The 20,886-nt window shown below is 40.7% G+C and carries 14 protein-coding genes; 9 read left to right on the top strand and 5 right to left on the bottom strand.

All coding sequences use genetic code 11. From position 1 onward, the window contains the following. Positions 1-2: 2 nt before the first annotated feature. Entirely contained in the window at positions 3-1,433 is a 1,431-nt protein-coding gene (locus HDE70_RS25210; protein WP_183892194.1) for a DUF3526 domain-containing protein, read from the bottom strand. A 2-nt stretch (positions 1,434-1,435) separates the two neighbouring features. Further along, positions 1,436-2,863 (bottom strand): ABC transporter permease subunit, encoded by a 1,428-nt coding sequence (locus HDE70_RS25215; RefSeq protein ID WP_183892195.1) that lies wholly within the window; start codon positions 2,861-2,863, stop codon positions 1,436-1,438. A 79-nt stretch (positions 2,864-2,942) separates the two neighbouring features. Between HDE70_RS25215 and HDE70_RS25220 the strand changes: the two genes are divergently transcribed. Genes HDE70_RS25220 through HDE70_RS25235 form a run of 4 tightly spaced genes read left to right on the top strand, consistent with a single transcriptional unit; the run spans position 2,943 to position 10,680 of the window. Beyond that, positions 2,943-5,147 (top strand): peptidase domain-containing ABC transporter, encoded by a 2,205-nt coding sequence (locus tag HDE70_RS25220; RefSeq protein WP_183892196.1) that lies wholly within the window; start codon positions 2,943-2,945, stop codon positions 5,145-5,147. A gap of 16 nt (positions 5,148-5,163) precedes the next feature. Beyond that, entirely contained in the window at positions 5,164-7,857 is a 2,694-nt protein-coding gene (locus tag HDE70_RS25225) for a lantibiotic dehydratase (RefSeq protein ID WP_183892197.1), read from the top strand. 2 nt (positions 7,858-7,859) lie between these two features. Further along, positions 7,860-8,717 (top strand): thiopeptide-type bacteriocin biosynthesis protein, encoded by an 858-nt coding sequence (locus HDE70_RS25230; protein WP_183892198.1) that lies wholly within the window; start codon positions 7,860-7,862, stop codon positions 8,715-8,717. 10 nt (positions 8,718-8,727) lie between these two features. Next, entirely contained in the window at positions 8,728-10,680 is a 1,953-nt protein-coding gene (locus HDE70_RS25235; protein ID WP_183892199.1) for a lanthionine synthetase LanC family protein, read from the top strand. A gap of 52 nt (positions 10,681-10,732) precedes the next feature. Here HDE70_RS25235 and HDE70_RS25240 read toward each other — a convergent pair whose 3' ends face one another. Further along, on the bottom strand, positions 10,733-10,924 hold the full coding sequence (locus HDE70_RS25240; protein WP_041882676.1) for a pinensin family lanthipeptide: 192 nt from the start codon (positions 10,922-10,924) through the stop codon (positions 10,733-10,735). A 287-nt stretch (positions 10,925-11,211) separates the two neighbouring features. After that, on the bottom strand, positions 11,212-12,444 hold the full coding sequence (locus HDE70_RS25245; RefSeq protein WP_183892200.1) for a PepSY-associated TM helix domain-containing protein: 1,233 nt from the start codon (positions 12,442-12,444) through the stop codon (positions 11,212-11,214). A 315-nt stretch (positions 12,445-12,759) separates the two neighbouring features. On the opposite strand from HDE70_RS25245, the gene HDE70_RS25250 reads away from it, so the two are divergent. The 5 genes from HDE70_RS25250 to HDE70_RS25270 are packed head-to-tail and all read left to right on the top strand — an operon-like array spanning position 12,760 to position 18,789. Next, positions 12,760-13,953 carry an OprO/OprP family phosphate-selective porin gene (locus HDE70_RS25250; RefSeq protein ID WP_260162095.1) on the top strand — a complete coding sequence of 398 codons (1,194 nt, stop codon included), beginning with the start codon at positions 12,760-12,762 and terminating at the stop codon, positions 13,951-13,953. 13 nt (positions 13,954-13,966) lie between these two features. Next, positions 13,967-15,436: an anion permease gene (locus HDE70_RS25255; protein ID WP_183868619.1), complete on the top strand. Its 1,470-nt coding sequence runs from the start codon at positions 13,967-13,969 to the stop codon at positions 15,434-15,436. Between the two features lie 10 nt (positions 15,437-15,446). Next, positions 15,447-16,130 carry a succinate dehydrogenase cytochrome b subunit gene (locus HDE70_RS25260; protein ID WP_183868621.1) on the top strand — a complete coding sequence of 228 codons (684 nt, stop codon included), beginning with the start codon at positions 15,447-15,449 and terminating at the stop codon, positions 16,128-16,130. Further along, entirely contained in the window at positions 16,121-18,037 is a 1,917-nt protein-coding gene (locus HDE70_RS25265; protein ID WP_183892201.1) for a fumarate reductase/succinate dehydrogenase flavoprotein subunit, read from the top strand. Before HDE70_RS25260 ends, HDE70_RS25265 begins: the two co-directional genes overlap by 10 nt. A gap of 5 nt (positions 18,038-18,042) precedes the next feature. Then, on the top strand, positions 18,043-18,789 hold the full coding sequence (locus tag HDE70_RS25270; RefSeq protein WP_183868625.1) for a succinate dehydrogenase/fumarate reductase iron-sulfur subunit: 747 nt from the start codon (positions 18,043-18,045) through the stop codon (positions 18,787-18,789). A 262-nt stretch (positions 18,790-19,051) separates the two neighbouring features. On the opposite strand, the gene HDE70_RS25275 is transcribed toward HDE70_RS25270, so the two are convergent. Beyond that, positions 19,052-20,740, bottom strand: coding sequence for a sodium/sugar symporter (locus HDE70_RS25275; protein WP_183868627.1), 1,689 nt, complete (start codon positions 20,738-20,740; stop codon positions 19,052-19,054). Positions 20,741-20,886: the final 146 nt, after the last annotated feature.

Below are 20,886 nucleotides of genomic sequence, written 5' to 3' on the forward strand. Positions count from 1 at the left end.
TGTTAATTATTCGGATTTGTTTTTTTTTGACGGGCAATCAGCAGGATCAGTAAAATGGCCAGCCAGATCGATAGGGTATTGATTAGTATACGGTTTGTTTTGGTTTGATCTGTTGCGGGATGAAACACGGGCAGGTGCTGAACTTCGGCCAGGCTTAATTTTTTATTGGACAACAGGTAACTGTTCATCAGTTTTACCCATTGGTTCTGAAAGATGCCAGTCTGGTTTTGATAATACAGATAATCACTGAGCCCGGTTTGTGCGGCCGAATTTAGCAAAGACTGCATTTGAGCGACCGGATTAAACCAGGCCATTTGACTTAACCAGCTATTATGTTTTGCGGCAGCAGCATTATATTCCTGAACATTTTTGTTCATCCGTCTGCCTAATAGGTCGTAATAAGCTACAAACCTTTTATTGCCATAAATCGCAGTATCTCCGTCAGTTTTCAACCTGAGATATTGCGGGTTGTTTTGATAGAATTCCTTCAACAGCTGCGGGATCGGCATTTCCCAGGTATGCGTCATTGTTTCCCGCTGATTGGATACGAGTTCAGTACGCAGTGGCATAGGATGTTTGAGTGCGGCGAATTTGTTGGTTACCGCTGGTAAGATTAAAGTCAGCAATAACCAGATGCCCAGCAAAATTAAAGCATTGATTGAGGAAGATTTGCGCAGGATGATCACCAGCCAGCAGACCGCAAACCAAAATAGCAGATAGGTATTCGTCACCAGAATCCATAAAAGAACATCAGGCAGATGCAGGGCAGTGGCGGCTGGACGACTAAAGAAACCAATCAAGCTGAGTATATTGGTGAGCAGGCTGATGAAAAGCAGGCGGAAAAGGATTTTATACCCTAAAATGCGCATGATTTCTCCACTTTGTACGGCAAGCAAACGGTCTGTTTGTTGTTCAGCTTCTCTGGAAAAAAGATCGTAACTCAGGATAATAATTAATAGCGGGAACAAGTAGATCAGCACAAAGGAGAAATCGAAATTACCTGACGCCAGTTTCTCCGGATTAGCAATTTCTGCATTGGGTGGAGTTAAAATATCACGTTTACTGCTCACGATATCAAAATAGGGCAGCAGATCGCGCTGACCAATAGCCATTACGGCGAGTCCATGAGGCGGGTTAGTTGCTGCTGGAGGCGCTTTAAATTCCACGACCTGTGGCAAACCTGCCTGCTGAGCCAGCATTTTTCCTTTAGCAGTAGAAGTATCCACATGAAACCTGCCGATCAGCTCCTGACGGTTTGCCTGCTGATTATTTGCCAGGGTATCCAGTCCGGTTAATTGTCCGGATACAAAAACTTGCCCATTGTACAGGCTGTACAAACTCATCAGCAGGAAAAATAGCAGCAAGAGTAATTGAACCGGCTGACGTAAGAATTGCCGCCATTCGAAACGGGAAATTAAAATGAATAACTGCATATTTAGCGCAATGAAGGTTTTGTAATGAAATATAAAGTGACAGAAAGCAGGCCTATCCAACAGCAGAGGGAGAGCAGTGCCAGACGCTGTAAATACAGCGTTTGCAGTAACGTTGGAACCTGATACTGGAAATCCTTAAGCTGTAGGAAAAATCGTGGATCTGCCTGGTAGCTTTCATTCGGTTTTACTGGATGACTGGCGAGTTCTAGATTCAGTTTGCGGATCAGGGTATTGCGGTATGCTTTCGCCTGAAGAAAGAAGGTTTGGTGGTGGTAAAAATCCGTGCCCGACATTGCCATTGAAAGCCGTTTCAGACTTATGAAGGGGTCTGCTAAACCGGCATAATTCAAAATAGATTGCTGCTGATTGAAAGTGTTTGCCAGCGCTGTATAATAATGGTCAAATACTTTATTCTGATAATCTTCATGGTATTGTAACATTAAACCGTCTGTATTAACCGGAAGCTGGGCTGAACTATCCGGCCGGTATTTTTTTAATAAAGCTGCATAGTGTTTTTCACCTCTTTCCTGGTAAGGCAAATCTCCATTAATCCCCTTTAGAAACCCTTGCTTAACATTATTATTGAAAGCAGCACGTGAGCTTAGAGGGTATGCGTCTGCTGCCTGGCCAGCTGCTATTTTAGGAAGCAGAATACTGCTGAACAACCATACTATTAAAACAGTGAGTGTTGCTGTTCTTGAAGTACTGCTCAGCGCAGATACAATCACACCAGTGAGTGTGACCAGTAAATAAAATAGCAGGTAACCGCCTGCAAGAATAAAAAACCTGCCTAATAAAGCTATTCCAGAAGGGGATAACAGGACGATGAAAAATAAGACTATAAAAATTGGCATGACCAGGAAGACCACCAGTAAATAGTTTGACCAGACTTTTCCCCAGGCTAGTTGTGAAGGACTTATACCTTGTGCCATCAGCATCCTGAAAGTGCCGGATTCTTTTTCATAAGTCAGTGCAGAGGAACTGATGAACAGCAGCAGGAGCGGGATCAGCATTTGCATAATCAAAGCCAGTGTAAACTGACCGAACCGCATCAAAGCATCGTTGCGTTCTGCATTGCTATAATCTACCTCATGCTGTACGTGGGCTTCAACGCGGTAGGTAGTTCCGAAATAGTCATTAAGTCCGGGATCAAACGCACTTAAAAGATTTAAAGGCTTAAAAAGATAAGTGCCGAAATGTGCAGCCTCATGCGGATTGTTATGTTGCGCTTCCCACTGCTGACGGAATTTTTTATTGGATAGTTCGCGGCTTTGCTGATCGTTCTGGTACTGAAAAACAGTTAACAGCCCGCTTGTCAGGAACAAAGTATAAATAATGATAGCCAGCGTGCTCATGATTTGATCACGGAAAGCTAACCGGAATTCTTTCCAGATTAAGGTACGTAAAGGAGTATAAGCGGATGAAGACATTTATTAATTATTAATTGCATCAAAGTTGCATTATATTTATAATATTTGCAACAGTGTTGTATTTAAGAATCGTTTAGCTATGTTTCAATCTTTCTCTTCTGGCAGGAAATTTCCGTTTTATAAACAACCAGATGCTATGGATTGCGGGCCAGTTTGTCTTAAAATAGTCTCTGCATATTATGGGAAAACTTTTCCAATAGCTTATTTCAGGAAACTTTGCAGCATAGGCAAACAGGGAACGACGATGGCCAGTATGATCGAAGCAGCAAAATTGCTGGGTTTCAAAACACTGGCAGCAGAACTGCCTTACAAACAGTTGTTCCATAAGGTCCGGTTGCCTTGTATCCTTCACTGGGAAAAGGAGCATTATGTGGTTTTATACCGGATGACCAGCAGGTATGCTTACTTAGCTGACCCTGCACTGAGTGGAAAGGTTAAAGTGCGAAAGGAAGATTTTATTCGCTCCTGGCAAATAAAAGAGGGCAGCACTATTGGCAGGGCTTTATTATTGGAAACAACTCCTGTTTTTGAGGAAAAACAAAGTATTGCTGATCATTCTGCTTCTTTATGGTCTTTATTGCCCTATCTGAAATTACACCGTAAAAGTTTGATTCCGATTGGTTTGAGTCTTTTACTGGCCTGCGGTTTTTCTCTGATTATTCCATTTTTGACGCAGCTGATTGTAGATAAAGGAATTCAGGGTAAAAACACAAACTTACTTTTTTTGATCTGTATCGGGCAACTGATGTTGTTTTCCGGAAGGATGCTGATGGATTTTCTCCGCGCAAGATTGCTTTTCAGGTTAGGCGCGAGAACCAGCATTGTTTTACTGAAAGAGTTCCTGGCCAAGCTGATGCATTTGCCTTTTTCTTTTTTTGATAACCGGCAGGCGGGTGATAATATGCAGCGGGTGAATGATAACCAGCGGGTCGAAGAATTCCTGACAAATTCATTGATCAGCTTTATTCTTTCTGCAATTACATTGGTAGTGCTGGGTGGGGTATTGTGTTATTATAATTGGCAAATCTTTTTAATCTTCCTGATTGGTGCGGTGACCAGTGTGGTCTGGTCTAATTCTTTCCAGCAGAAAAGAAAGGTAATTGACCAGAAGAAATTTAAAGTGCTTTCTGCCAATCAGCAGCTATTGCTGGAGATTTTTTATGCCATGCAGGAAATTAAACTGACAGGTAGTGCGGAAGAAAAGCAAGAGTTATGGGAAAGCCTGCAAGATCAGTCTTACGGGCTTAAACTGGAGGCTTTACAACTAGATCAGCTGATGCAGGGGATTGGCTATTTCATTAATGAAGTCAAGAACGTACTGATTACTTATGCGGCTGCGATGCTGGTCATCAATGATCAGGTTACTTTGGGTGGAATGCTGGCCATCACCTATATCTGCGGTCAGCTCAATACACCAGTTACGCAACTCGTTGAATTTGCCCGGGTTTCTCAAAATACAAAGTTCAGCTTACAGCGAATGGCAGAAGTTCATCAGGAAGCGGAAGAAGATTTTGAAGTCGAATACCAGGATATGGCCACTGCGCCCGAAGCTATCGAGTTGAAACAGGTGAGCTTTCATTATGGAAATAATCAGGCACCATTTGTCTTGAAAAACGTGGATCTGTTGATCCCTGCTGGTAAAGTTACGGCCATTGTTGGGATGAGCGGAAGCGGTAAAACGACCTTAATCAAGCTTTTACTGAAGTTTTACCAGGTGAGCAAAGGTACGATTACTATAGGTAACCGAGCTGTAGATCAGGTACATGCTAAGCAGTGGAGGGCAGCATGCGGGGTGGTTATGCAAGACGGTTATATCTTTATGGATACCATCGCAAATAATGTTTTTGCCGGATCAGTGGTCAAAGATAAAATGCGTCTTTACGAAGTATCCAGACTGGCAAATATGCATGATTTTTTTATGGCTATGCCATTTGGCTACGATACCGTAGTTGGAAAAGATGGTTATGGCCTAAGTGAAGGCCAAAAACAAAGACTGCTGATCGCCAGGTTGATTTATAGAAACCCGGCTTATATATTTCTGGATGAAGCAACCAACTCGCTGGATGCACATAATGAATTGTCAATCGTCAACAACCTGAATAATTTTTTTGCGGGGAAAACGGTGCTGATCGTTGCACACCGGTTAAGTACTGTGAAAAACGCGGATCAGATCGTGGTACTGCATCAGGGGGAATTGGTTGAAAAAGGAACACATCAGGAATTGATTGCAAAACATGGACACTATTACCAACTCATTAAAAATCAATTGGAGCTAAGTAAATAACCTAAATAAATAACAAATGAGCATCGAAATATTTCCACACTCTTTAGTCAGATACGCAGGGATGAACTACCAGGTTTTTGATTCTTTTAAACTAGAAGAATCAAAAGGGATACTGCAAAAAGACCATCAGATGAAAGCTGCAAAAACAAAGCTTAAAGCATTGATTTGTGATGGATTATTTGATCTGATTACGATTCAGACAGATGATGTGCTGAGGCAGCGGCTCATTAATCTTAAAAGACAAGTCTTTAATGATAAAAAGGTAAATCCACAAAAGCTGGAAGAATTGCTGGATATATTTCCAGCAGATCTGACACTGGATTTTCAGGATTATATGCAAGTGAGCCAGAACATGGAGACTTTCCATCAAACTAATACTTTAAATTATCAGCAGCTGATGATTGAACATAGCAGGAAACTTCAGGTACTGGCCATGGATACGACCTTGCAAAATGGATTGCTTTTATCCAGTCCCGTTTTACTGGAACAATTATCAGCTTATATGCAAAAAGAACCTGCCTCTTTCCGTCAAAAGGAATTGAGAATAGAGTTCAGTTTGCTGCGCTACCTAACCAGAATGTGTTTTAAAACTTCTCCGTTCAGCACTTTCACCTATACCGGAATTATGCAATTGGCCAGTACGCAAATTGCAATTCCTTCGCCCGCGGCTAAAACTGTTAAAAATAGTCTCCGGCTTAACAATGCATTATTTGAATATCTGAAATCTATCCTGATTCATCATCCGGGAGTAAATGAATTGCTGACTGTAAAACTCAATAAAACAGCAGTGATCAAAGCAGGTAAAATACAATTCCTGGTCAATTTTAATAACATAGAATCCTTTCAGCTGTTACCTGCCTCAGGTCTGCAACTATTGGTCTTTAACTATCTTAATGACAATCAGGAGTCAGTAAATGTGAAAGAGCTGGCAAATTATATGGCTTATGCAGTAGAAGAAGCTGATTATTTGTCAATTAAAAAGTATCTCTTTAAACTGGTTGCCGCAGGGCTACTAGAAGCTGGTATGGAAACTTCAGGAATTGACCCGCAGTGGGATCACAAAATATTGAAATTCTTTACCAAACTTGAGAGCAGTGAGCCAGCTGTTTTTCAAATCATTTACTTATTTAAACAGTTGCAGCAGTATCAGCTGGCTTATGTGCAGGGTGATACCACCAAGCGGAAGTTGATCCTGGATTATGCGGAAAAGACTGTGACTGCTGTTTTTCAGAAATTACAAACTGAGGCTGGGTTGCCGGTCAATGCGGACCGTTCTATTTCGGCCGGAGCTAAAACATCACCAATGAATGGTGCTTTTGAAACCTTGAATTTCATCCCGCATCATTTCGCTGGCAGACAACTGTTTTATGAGGATTGTTATACGGCTGATCGGGAAATTCTGGAAGAGCGTTGTCTTCAGGATTTTACGGCAAAGGCCGATCAGCTTTTAAATCACTTGCTTCAGCTGGATTTACTGAAAACCGAGCGGGAAAAAATGAGCCGCTTTTTTCTGGAACATTATTCTGCTCAGGCACAGGTTCAATTGATTGATTTTTACCAGGCTTATTATTTGCAGGTTAAAAAACCTGAAAAGGAGAACGCGGCAAAGCCAGGGGCAACTGTACCGGAGCCTGGTGATTGGGAAAAAGAGATCAGTGAAAAATTAACTGTACTCACGCAGCATAAACCGAATATCCTGAATCTGGTGAATGACTTTTTTCCGAAAGCATTAGTGTCATCTGCTCCTTATTCAAGGGGACTTTTCGTCCAGTTTTATAAGGGGAAAATGCAGCAGGAAACGGACTGCATGTTTGGGGTGATCAATACTGTATTGCCGGGAATGGGTAAGGTAAGCGGTCGTTTTTTGCCTTTGTTTACACCTGATATAACTACAGATTTTGTCAAATACAATAGTAAGCTTCATCCCGGAATGCTTAAAGCAGAACTCAATGATGCTTCAAGTTTTAATGCGAATGTTCACCCTTCTTTACTTACCCGGGAAATCGCTTTACCCGGTGGAAATAAGAGTTACCCGGAAAAACAGCAGATTCCTGTAGATGAGTTAGTCTTAAGTTTTGAGCAGCAGACAGGCGCTTTAAAACTAACTTATCAGCAGGAGCAGGTCTTTACTTACGATTTATGCCTGGAGTCTTTTTATAACCGCTCGAACCTGTACCAGCTCATGGCACATTTTAACCAGGAAGCCAAGCTTTCTTTACAGCCATTTATAAATCTTGTAGATGCTTGTTATCTGAATATAGAACAGGAACAAGAGCACGAGGTTGAAGCACTGCCGAGAATTACTTATGAAAATTCAGTGATTCTCAGAAGGAAAACCTGGCGTATAAAAACGGATTCAATACCTGTGCAGCAACCCGGAGAAACTGCCTACGCTTATTTTATCCGGATTAATGTTTGGCGTAGTCAGCACGGAATCCCTGTTACGTTGTTTTTATTCCTCAGGAAAAGATCTTTTGTCATTAAACCCACTGTTCAGCCGGAAGCTAAAAAAGAAGGGTTTGGGGATGATTATAAACCCCAGTTTATCTCTTTTGAACAGCCTTTATTAGTCGAAATGTTTAAGCGTTTGCTGGTCAGGGCAGGAGCCTATGTGATTATTGAAGAAATGCTTCCTGTAGCTAATGGTACGGATCAATCCAGCCATCCTGAGCCCGTGAAAGAATATTTACTGCAATGGTATCAATATTAAATATGAAAACTAAAGCTATACAATGGTTTGCTGCTTACTTGTTTTATGCTGGTGATCTGGATTTAATGTTAAGAGAATTGGTCACACCGTTTGTCTGTGAATTCTTTCCTGATGATAATACTGAAGCATCCTGGTTCTTTATCCGTTACTGGGAGAACGGAAGTCATATCAGGCTTAGAATGAATGCTGAGCTCTCTTTACAGAATGTTTTGATTAAAACATTGGAAAAAAGAGCAAATGAATTTTTTCTTCAGTACCCGGCCGATCATGCATTACAGTTTCCCGTTTATGAGCCTGAAATAACACGTTATGGGAATCACCAGAGCATGCGATGGGCTGAATTACATTTTTTTAAATCTTCAGCTTTTATTTTAGACTGGATCTGTACCAGAAAATCTGGAGCTTCTGCTTTAATACAATCCTTGCAATTACAGCTGATTTTACTACTGGCCACCGGGTGGGAAATTGCCAGGTTGATTATAGTCTGTAATTTTTTTATAGATGGCTGGCTGCCTCGTTTATATCTTTCAGGAACAGATACAGCAACTCAGAAAATATTTTGGTTAAAAGAATTTGAAACTTCGTTTAACAGGACAAAAGCGGTTATTTTACCTGCGTCAAAAGTTTTTTGGGAAGAAATTACCGCAGGAACGGCAAATCAGGAAGTACAAGATTTGTTTAAAGCGAACAGGCTGATCCTGCAAAATTATCGGCAGGCGGATTTTACGGAAATAAAACGCATTGAAATTATGACAAGTTTAATGCATATGAATAATAACCGTCTGGGTATCAGTAATCATGAGGAAGCTTATGGGATGTACTGTACGCTCCAATGTCTTGATTTTATAGCTAATTCTTAATTTAAAATGCATGCAATCATTTACCTCACTGCAAACTCAAAGAATTCAGAAGCAATTAGCACAAATTAAAAGTGATTTGCTCGCCTCTTCCAGAAGAGATGATGCTGGTGTATATTGGCAGAGTCCTTTTTATGAAACGGTTGACAAGTTTTCATTTCAAACTACATTTGATATTTTTAATGGAAATAGCGGCATTGCTTTGTTTTATATTGGCCTTTTTGAGCTTTCCGGTAAAACGGAAGATTTGAAAATGGCAGAAGATATTATGAATAAAGTCCTGAAAGAAGAAGCTGTATTAAAACCGCGGTCTTTTGGTTTTTATACGGGAATAACTGGTGTAATTTATGTCTGTATCAAGCTTTATGAGCATACTAAAGACGAGAAATATCTGCGTTGCGCATCGCACTTGTTATTGGATAATCAGGAAAATATTGTGAACCAGACGGCCAAGGCCGATTTGTTAAGCGGATATTCCGGCAGTTTACTGGTGATTACTTTACTTTATCATCACCTGCGTACTAAAAACCTGTTAACGCTTATTCATCAGCTGATTGAAAGAATCATCAAAGAAGCAAGAATTTCGTTAGTTGGGTTGAAATGGGATTATAACCAGTCGAAATCTTCTTTTGATAGTATGGCGGGGTTCTCTCATGGGGCATCGGGGATAGCATATGTTTTAATGCAGGTAGGCAATTATTTTAAAAATGATGGCTTGATTTATCTTGCTGAGCAGGCACTGGCTTATGAGATGCAATATTTTCATCCCGGTTCTGGAAACTGGCTGGATTTGAGGTTGGGAAAATTCAGGTTGAGCCTGCCAGATGCACACCACTGGGATCTGGATGTGTTTATACCAGAAATGAACAAGGTGAATTCCTGGGCACATGGTGCTGGTGGAATCGGTTTGGCCAGGTTATATGCCTATGAACTGACTGGAAAGGAAATTTATTATCAGCACTGCCAGCTGGTGATGAAAAAATGTTTAAAGGAGCTGGAAAAGATGCACCGTACTGATTTTACACTTTGTAGCGGATATATGGGATTATTACCTTTTTTATCCGGATTTGCTGACCTGCAACAGAAAAACTATACGGAATTAATTTTATCAGTTGCTGATCGGGCCAGCGTTCAATATTCACGTAAACGGAGTTATAATACTTATATTTCTGCTAATCAATTTGATTACGGACTATTATCCGGCAAATCCGGAGTCGGTTATATGCTGTTGCAATTGCTGAATAAGGAAATGGATAGTGTGGCTTATCCCGTATTGCCACCCAGTGGAAAAAAACCAGCTGCGGTAGCCGGTCATAGCAAATTTGCAATCAAACAGCGGATTTTCTCCACCTATTATACGCGAACAATTCATCTTTTAGACCAGAGTGAACCCGGTTTTATGCTGAAACTACAAGCTGAGGACTTCAATGAATTTGAGGAGCGGCTTTATCAAAAGATCAATGGTTTGCCTGAGCTTGAAGAATCGGGAATTGCTGAAGTTTTTGACTTTGAGCATAAGCTGGCAGTCAGGTGGAAATTACATAAAGGCTATTTATGTTATAAAAAAAAGAAGGAGTTTATATTGGACCAGGCTAAACAATTGTCTGTCGCGACCAGCGAGGAATTATGCAGCTTATCATTCAAGCTAAATGATCATGTAGGTTTTTATTCGTTGAGTATCCAACTTAAAAAGGTTCTTGGACTCTTGCAAACCTATCAGGCTGCATTATTTATGTCTGAAGAGAACGGCGTAAATACAATTTACATTGGTCAGCTAAGCACGTTGATACTGAATTATCTGAATCAGCAGGCTTTGAGCGGACAGGAACTGATCAGCTTAATTTTAGGGGATTTTTCAGGGAATGCGCAACTGCGATTGGAAACTACAGTATTACGCGAGAAAATCCTGTTACAAATGAGATCTCTGATTATCAGTGGAATGATTGGCCTGAAAGAACAGGCGTAAAAAGAGGGCCGGTTTCCCGGCCCTCTTTGTGAACAATTGATATTTAATTAAACTAGCAGATAACTGTAGTACACTTAATGGCAGGTGTATGGTGGTCATCTGTAGGCTCCGTATGTGTTGGCTCTGATACATTACCTAAACCGCCTGATAAACGCATGGCAACTTCACTGTCAATACTGGTTACAAAGCTCTCTAATTGAAGGTCTTCAAGATTTAACTTGATTTTTTCTGATTGATTTTTCATAAGATTATAATTTGTTTAATGTTCATGAAGCATCCTGGACGAGCCACAATGGTTTCATCAAATTTCATTAAGTATAATGCCTGCTATGATAACGGGTTTTTGGCTTATCCCCGGTTGCAACAATGCTAAGATAGTTATTTGCAACAGAGTTGCAAAACATATTTAAAGGAAAATTAAAATAAATAATAAGCAGGATGAAGCTTATCAAAAAACGATGTAAAGAGAATGATTTTAGGGTAGTTTTAATAGAAGACTGAGTAGTTTACCCAGCTAATAATTGAATGAAGCTAAACGACAGGTTCCTGCATAGCCGCAGTCCTTACTTTTTTAAGCTTCCAGGGAGCAGTTGTCTTTTTCAAGACCATTTTTTCCTGAACCAATGGTTTTTTCCCTTTTTTCTTTTTGAATTTTTTGCCGTACCAAACTAAAAATCCGGTAATTGGCAGACTTGCAGAAATCAGACTGGCTAGAAAAGCGATGATTTTTGTTGGAAGCCCCATTACAGCGCCTACGTGCAGGTCGTAATTCATTCTTCTGATTTTATCAGGAATGCTGGCATCCTCGTATTTCCCCAATAGCGGAGAGTTGCCTGCAAACTGTTTCATTGTATATTGATCGAAAGCGTACCTGTCTGCCTTATAAAGTGTTCCGGCTTTTAAATAAACGATGAAGCCTATAGCATCCGAAGCTTTTGCAGGAAGCGTAATAAACATCCCTGCGGCCTGATCAGTAGTAGCTAGCTTTCTATAAATTTTATCAATATTTTTTGGCTGAAACACAGCATTTGTGGTCGTATCCGATAACGGTCTTGGTTTAGCTTCTAAAGATTTACCCCCTGAAGTTACCCAGTATAAAGATTTACTATACCATTTGTAACTGTAAACAAGGCCTGTTAATGAAATTAGCAATAAGACAAGAAAGACATAAAAACCTGCAACTTTGTGCAGATCATAGTTGACGCGTTTAAAACTGCCGCTCCATTTAATTTTAAAGCTCTGATCACGTATTGATTTAATCCACTTTTTAGGCCACCATAAAACAATCCCGGAGATTAATAAGACTACAAAAACCAGTACGCCAACTCCGATTATTTTTGAACCTGTTTTACCCATCCATAATGTACGGTGTCCATTCAGAATAAACCTGAAGAAATCGGCATTACTTCTTTTGTTCTTGCGGTCAATATGAATGATCTCAGCAGTGTAAGGATTCATGTAAATAACCAGGCTTGTCCCTTTTTTACGGTTTAGAGAGTTGACGGTAGCCGCTTCATTTTTCTGCCCGTAATTGATAGAAGTAGGTTTTAATTTACCTAATTCCGGTTTCGCACTATCAATAAGCTGGGTTGGTAATAGAAAGGATTTCTCCTGAGGCTGTACAAACTGCCAAGGTTGATAGAAGTTTCTTATTTCTTTTTCAAAAACATAAATACATCCTGTAATACTTACAATAAATACAATCAGGCCTGAACCGAGTCCCAGCCATAAATGTAACCATGCATTGATCTTTTTTAAAGTCATAACCGAAACCTGATTATAAATTGGGGAAAGTCAGGAACCTTCACGCCATTTATTTAGAATGAATTAAGATAAAGATCGCAAAGTAAATGATATTAATCTAAGATTCCTAGCGATTATTTGTAATCATTCAAAATTGGATAGGTTTAATCGTTTTTTCGACTGGAATATAAGTAGAAATGGAGTTTTAAAGGATGAATTTATTATATTCATAGGCACAAATATTAGAACTAAAAACGCTCTTCATTCTAATCAGTTATTTATTTTAAACTATTTTAAAGCTTATTTAATAATTACTATAAAAACTAAAATTGTTTGATGAAGATCATATTTTGTGATGATAACAAACATGCGCTGACGCATGATTTACCCGGATCTTTATATATGAATAAATTCTTACTAATACTGGTACTCTCCTTTACTGGCGTTTTCCAAATCCAGGCGCAGGAGCCTGTGAAACCAGATTCTACAGCCAAAGGGAAGATTACTATGCGCGGGCTGTTTCAGGCCCGGTATCTCTTCAGCGGCAATAAAAATATCGATTTAAATGGCCTGCATCACACTGATGGTAAGGCAGTTTATAATGATTTTGATATCAAGAGGGCCAGGTTACAGTTCACTTCGAAAATATCTGATCGTACCGATGTAGTGTTATTGCTTAACCTCGCAGATTTTAAATCTGATCCTAAAAATAAAGTTTTGGAAAATGCTTATATCACTTATCGGCTGGATAACTTTATAAATCTGAAAATGGGACAATTCAGGCCTGCTTTTGGACTAGAGGATATGTATCCGGTTGATGTGATTAAATCAATGGATTATTCTAATCAATATACAGCTTTCGGGAATAATGGCTGGCAAAGCTTCCAGATTGGTGCAAGTATTTACGGCGCAACTCATGGAGAAATTCCTGTTAAATATGAACTTTCTGTGGTCAACGGCAATAACAGGAATCAACTGATGGATAATGACAATGGAAAACACTTTTCTACCCGGGTAGAATTAGGCTTGCAAAAAAGCCTGAAGATTAAATTAGGGTTGAATGGTGGACTTGCAACTGTTTTAGGAAGCAGTGTATACGCTTCGGGCGTAGATTTATCTGGTGTTGTTCCTTTAGGTAAAAAGTGGTCACTGGAAATAGAAACAGAATTTAAGCAGGGAAATAACCACACCTATTATTACGGGCTGGATTCTGCTAAACGTGTGGGCGGCGTGGGCAATTATCAGATGCGTGGTCTATATCTTCTGCCCAACCTGAGGTATGCAATCAATTATCACCGTCTAAGTTCATTGGAATTCTCTTGCCGGTACGAGAATTTTGATAGCGATTTTAAACACGCTGCTAATAATCCAAGACAAACCTGGACACCAATGATCAGTGCAGAGTTCTTAAAAGCTTATAGTGCACGCATCCAGTTTGGAGTTAATGTTGACCGTTACAAAAGAAATGTTCCCGGCACCACACAATACAACAATGAAATGTTTATAGTACAGGTCCAATCAAGACTATAAGTTAAATACGATCATGAAATCTACAGCTACTACAGCGGCGGCGGCGCCTCCAAAAAAAGAAATTCAACCGGTTCCATTGCTGATTACCGTCTTATTCGGGCTCGCAATCTGGTTTATTCCTGCCCCGGAAGGTGTTAAACCAGAAGCCTGGCATTTACTGGCAATCTTTCTGGCTACCATTGTCGGGATTATCCTGAAAGCAGCCAGTATGGGCACGCTTTGTATGATGGCTATCGCGCTGGTTGCCATGACTGGTGTACTTGCTCCGGGCAATCCGGGAAAATCGATTACACTGGCTTTAAGAAGTTTTGGTGATAAGGTAATCTGGCTGATCGGGATTAGTTTTTTTATCGCCCGTGGCTTTATCAAAACAGGTTTGGGAAGCAGGATCGCCTACATCTTTATTAAATTATTCGGTAAAAGTTCTTTGGGCTTAGCTTATAGTCTGGGTGCTGCCGATTTAATACTTGCTCCGGCCATTCCAAGTAACACAGCAAGGGGCGGTGGGATTATTTATCCGATCATGAAATCTATGGCGATGAGCCTGGGCTCTATGCCCGACCAGGCGGAGACACACCGTAAAGTAGGAGCTTATCTGACGTTGAACAGTTATTACATGAACCTGATTGCTTCGGCTATGTTCCTGACCGGAACGGCAAGTAACCCGATGTGTCAGAAATTTGCAGCAGATATGGGGATTCATATCAGCTGGATGTCCTGGTTCTGGGCTGCAATTGTTCCCGGACTGGCTTCAGTAATTATTATCCCTTATTTATTGTATAAGATTTTTCCTCCTGAATTGAAAAAGACTACGGAAGCACCAGCAATGGCTGTAGCGAAGTTGAAAGAAATGGGCAAGATCACAAAAAATGAGTGGCTGATGCTACTGGCATTCGTGATTTTACTGGTGCTTTGGGTAACCGGAGACCTGTTTAAAATAGATGCGACAACAACTGCATTTATTGGACTTTCTATCTTATTGCTTACTCAGGTACTGACGTGGGAAGATGTGAAAGCTGAAAAAGGAGCATGGGATACCATCGTCTGGTTTGCGACACTGGTGATGATGGCCGGATCATTAAACGAATTAGGCTTTATTCCCTGGTTTGGACATTTAATACAGACTTTACTTTTAGGGATGTCCTGGACATTGGCTTTCCCAATCATTATAGTTGTTTATTTCCTAAGTCACTACCTGTTTGCCAGTGCAACTGCACATGTGGCTGCTATGTATGCCGCTTTGTTAGCGGTAGGTATCGCGATGGGCGTACCTCCACTGTTACTGGCGCTGATGTTAGGTTTTACAGGTTCATTGTTTGGTACGATTACACATTATGCGCATGGCCCTGCTCCGGTCTATTTTGGAAGCGGTTACGTAGATGTTAAACAGTGGTGGATTATGGGATTGATTGTCGGGGTTGCTTTATTAGCAATCTGGATGGGATTGGGTGGTTTATGGTGGAAAGTCACCGGAGTTTATTAATCAGAATAATATGAACATAACTTTTTTAAAAAGTACTTTATCACGAAAAAACCTGATGGCCCTGACCGGACTGTTCCTGTGTTTTTTCCTGGTGATCCATTTATTGGGAAATCTACAGTTGTTGCTGCCGGCAGACCGGGCAGCAGAGAGTTTTAATTATTACTCTAACCTTTTATCGGGTAATATATTTATCAAGGTGATTTCTTATGTACTGTATTTTTCGCTGATCGCACATGCGGTGGATGCTTTAGTTATCACCGTAAGAAATAAACAAACAGCAGCCAAATATGCTTATGATAACCGCAAACAGGCCAGTAAATGGTATTCGAGAAATATGGGGATACTGGGTACCATCCTCTTGATTTTCCTGGTGATCCATTTCAAGGATTTCTGGTATGTCTATAAATTCGGGACAGTACCCTTTGATAGAAATGGCAATAAGGATCTATATGTTGTGGTTATCCATGCGTTTAAATCGTGGTGGTATGTATTGCTTTATGTGCTGTCAATGTTTGCCTTAGGTTTTCACCTTTTACATGGCTTTAAAAGTGCTGTCAGAACATTAGGGTTATACCATCCGGGATATGCCGCGCTCGTACAAACCTTTGGTACAGTCTACAGTTATGCAATTACTATCGGTTTTGCAGTAATCCCGGTTTATGTTCACCTTACCCAATTCGGATTATGGAATTAGATGCTAAAATACCAGCCGGCCCATTAGAAACTAAATGGAGCCAATATAAAGTGCAGGCGAAACTGGTCAATCCTGCAAACCGGAAAAAATTACCTGTTATTGTGGTTGGAACCGGACTTGCTGGCGCATCTGCTGCTGCCTCTTTAGCAGAACAGGGCTACCCGGTTACTTCTTTTTGTTTTCAGGATTCTGCCAGAAGGGCGCATTCGGTTGCTGCTCAGGGCGGTGTTAATGCAGCAAAGAATTATCAGAATGACGGAGACTCTGTTTACAGGATGTTTTATGATACACTCAAAGGCGGGGATTTCAGGGCACGCGAAGCTAATGTATACCGTTTAGCGGAATGTTCTTTAAACCTGATTGATCAGGCAGTAGCGCAAGGTGTACCTTTTGCAAGGGAATATGGTGGATACCTGAGTAACCGATCTTTTGGCGGAGTGCAGGTGAGCCGTACTTTTTATGCGCGGGGACAAACCGGACAGCAATTATTGCTCGGTGCTTATCAGGCATTGATGAGACAGGTTTCTCTGGGGAAAGTTACTTTACACAGCCGGCATGAAATGCTGGATCTGGTGGTTGCAGAAGGGAAAGCCAAAGGAATTATTGCTCGAAATCTGGATAGTGGCTTAATAGAGCGTTTTGCTGCTGAGGCTGTCGTGATTGCTACAGGCGGATTTGGTAAAATCTATTATTTATCCACGCTGGCTATGGGCTGTAATGGATCGGCCATTTGGAGGGCACATAAAAGAGGAGCGCTGATGGCCTGTCCAAGCTGGACGCAGATCCACCCGACGAGTTTACCTCAATCGGGAGATTATCAGTCGAAATTAACACTGATGTCAGAATCATTGCGGAATGACGGAAGGATCTGGGTTCCTAAATTACCAGATGAACAAAGGGCTGCAAATGATATTCCTGAACAGGAAAGAGATTATTATCTGGAAAGACGTTATCCTTCATTTGGTAACCTTGCACCAAGAGATATTTCTTCCAGGGCTGCTAAAGAAAGAATTGATGCTGGTTTCGGTGTGGGTGCACAGCGGAATGCAGTATATCTTGATTTTTCAAAAGCGATCAAAGAACAGGGAAAAGAGAAGATCAAAGAGAAATATGGAAACCTGTTTTCTATGTATAAAAAGATAACTGCCGATGATGCCTATGCTGCGCCAATGAAGATTTCTCCTGCTGCGCACTTTTCGATGGGCGGGTTATGGGTAGACTATGAACTGATGACTACCATTCCTGGTTTATTTGCAATTGGAGAGGCTAATTTTGCGGACCATGGTGCAAACAGGCTGGGGGCAAATTCTTTATTGCAAGCTTGTGTAGATGGTTATTTCATTCTTCCGTATACGCTGGCTAATTATTTATCGGGAGAATTGAAGAAAGAAAAGATAACGACTGCGCATCCTGAATTTGACCGGATTGAAAGAGAAGTTATCACACAGCTGGCCGGGCTTTGTGAGATCAAGGGCACAAAAACAGCAGATTACTTCCATAAGAAATTAGGAAAGCTATTATATGATAAATGTGGTTTGTCACGGTCTGCTGAAGGGTTGACTGAAGCTATTGAAGGGATTAAAGTGCTGAGAGCAGCGTTTTACAAAGACCTGATTGTTCCTGGAACTGCTGATGAAATTAACAGCGAACTGGAAAAAGCGGGCAGGGTAGCAGATTATCTGGAGATTGCAGAGCTGATGTGTCATGATGCATTAAGCAGAGAAGAATCATGCGGGGCGCATTTCAGAGAAGAATATCAAACTGCGGACGGAGAAGCGTTAAGGGATGATGAAAATTATTGTTATGTGTCTGCATGGGAGTGGAAGGGAAAAGATAGTCTTCCTTTGTTACACCCTGAACACTTAAAATTCGAGTTTATTAAATTATCAGTAAGAAGTTATAGTTAGGAATCATGAAGATACATCTTAAAATATGGCGTCAGAAAGATGCAAAAACTAAAGGAAAACTGGTAGATTATATGCTGGATCAGGTGGATCACCACATGTCTTTTCTGGAAATGATGGATACTTTAAATGAGCAGCTGATCCTTAAGGGAGAAATGCCTGTTGAATTTGATCATGATTGCCGGGAAGGGATCTGCGGGACATGCGGGATGATGATTAACGGGCAGGCCCATGGGCCGGTTCCCGGTCTAACTGCGTGCCAGCTGCATATGCGGGAGTTTGAAGACGGGGCTACAATTTATGTGGAGCCTTTCAGGGCAACCGCTTTTCCCATAAAGCGAGATCTTAAGGTTGACCGTTCGGCTTTTGACCGTATTATACAGGCGGGTGGATTTATCACAGCTAATACTGGTCAGCCTGTGGAGGCTAATACTTTATTGATTACTCATGAAATTGCGGAATCTGCTTTTGATTCTGCGGCTTGTATTGGCTGTGGCGCTTGTGTGGCTACGTGTAAAAATTCAAGTGCTGCACTTTTTACTTCTGCCAAGATTTCTCATTTAGCCAAAATCCCACAGGGAGAAAAAGAAGCAGCTAAAAGAGTGTTGAAAATGGTTTCCCGTATGGATGAAGAAGGTTTTGGACATTGCAGCAATACGGAAGCCTGTGAGGTAGAATGTCCGCAGGGCATCTCTGTATTGAATATCGCAAGGATGAATTGGGAGTATACTAAAGCAAATTTGCTGAAAGATTAAAATATATTTTTAATTGCTGTAGCGTTTGCTGATTTACTTACGTTTTACAGTTAATAGGTTAGATTCGAACTCCGGAATCGGGTAATGGTAGTTGCCTAAGGGATCTTCAGTGGTGTGTTTTGTTGCTTGCCAATGTTGATAATACAAGGAATTTGAACTTTTGGGTAGATGAAATTCCAAACACACACAAATGGATGCAATAGCCCCTCAGTCTTTAAGATTGAGGGGCTTTGTTTTTTACAGGGATATTTTAAGCGGTATTTTACCAGAAAATGCTGTATAAAGCCACAATAATTCCACCTACGATCAATGATCCGACAGCGAAACTCTGATTGGTTTTAAACATGGATCTGTCAACTTCCAGTCCTTTAGGATTGATCCCATTTCTGTTTTCCAGTTTACTGATAATGAACATCGCAATTACACAAATTGCAAATACGAAGCCCATCCGGTCAATGAAAGGAATCTCATATAGCATAGCACCGTTTTTCTGTTCTACCAGTTTCGAAAAACCATAAGGGCTTAACCATTCCAGGCTAACGAATGATGGCAGTACTTTAAAGACCACAGACAGGATAAAACCACCGATAGTTGCAAATAAAGCAGCATTAGACGTGGTTCTTTTCCAGAAAAATCCAAGTAAGAACATGGCGAAAATACCCGGAGAAACAAAACCAGTATATTCTTGTATAAACTGGAAGCCTCCTTTTTTATCAATTCCAAGTTGTGGCGCAATAATAATCGCAAGGATCATTGCGACAATAACGGTAATCCGGCCAACTATAACCTGTTTATTTTCGTCAGCATCTTTATTAATCACTTTCTTGTAAACATCAAGGGTGAATATAGTCGCGATACTGTTTGCTTTTCCTGCAAGTGAAGCTACAATAGCAGCTGTTAAAGCGGCGAAGGATAAACCTTTTAGCCCTTGCGGTAAGAGGTTAAGTAATACAGGATAAGCTGAATCTGCATTTAAAGAACCGTCTTTTAGCATGGCTTTATGGAAATCTCCGTAACCTTCTTTATATAAGACATAAGCGGCAATACCCGGTAAAACAACGATGACTGGCATCAGCAATTTCAGAAATGCAGCAAACAACAATCCGCTACGGGCAGTTTTTAAATCAGCACCTAATGCCCTTTGTGTAATATATTGGTTACAGCCCCAATAGTTGAGGTTAACAATCCACATTCCACCGATCAGTACCGAAAGACCAGGCAGGTCCATATAATGTGCATCTTCTTTATGAAAGATCATCTGGAAGTGATCGACGGCTTTTTCTTTAATCAGCGAGAGTCCGTTGAATACACCAGTGGTCCCAAAGTGTGTCGAAACTAATTCCAGTGCAAGGTAGGTTGTTGCCAGACCACCAAGGATCAGGAAAAATACCTGGATAACATCTGTATAGCCAATTACTTTCATACCGCCGAGGGTAATAATAACGGCAAAAACAGAAAGTACATACATACAGGCGGTAATATTGATCCCGGAGATGCTGTTAATGGCTAAAGCACCAAGGTAAAGGATAGAAGTCAGGTTGACCACCACATAAAGTAACAGCCAGAAGATGGCCATAATCATAGCTACAGTACTGTTATACCGCTGTCCAAGAAATTGTGGCATCGTATAGATTTTATTCTTGATATAAACAGGAATAAAAAATATAGCGACAATAATCAGCGTAGCAGCAGCCAGCCATTCATAACTGGCAATGGCCAGACCCATGGTAAAGCCCGATCCGCTCATTCCAATAAATTGTTCTGCTGAAATGTTGGAAGCAATGAGGGAGGCTCCGATAGCCCACCAGGTTAAGGAGTCTTTTGCAAGGAAGAAATCTTTTGAATTTTCTTTTTGTGCTTGTTTTTTGCGGTAAACTGTCCAGCCATAGAGGGCGACGATGAGGAAGTAAACGAGGAAAACGACGTAGTCGTAAATGCCTAATGAGTTCATAGTTTAAGTGGTTCGGATTCAGTGGCTATGGCCGCTGAATCATTTCCTTTATCAGGAGGTTGGTTTATAAATGGTTATCGAAATAAATTTAGTATAATAATTTTATTATGCAATTTATTATAACGTGCTGTTTAACATTCTGCTCA

This window comes from Pedobacter cryoconitis (assembly GCF_014200595.1).
GTDB classification, from domain to species: Bacteria; Bacteroidota; Bacteroidia; order Sphingobacteriales; family Sphingobacteriaceae; genus Pedobacter; species Pedobacter cryoconitis_C.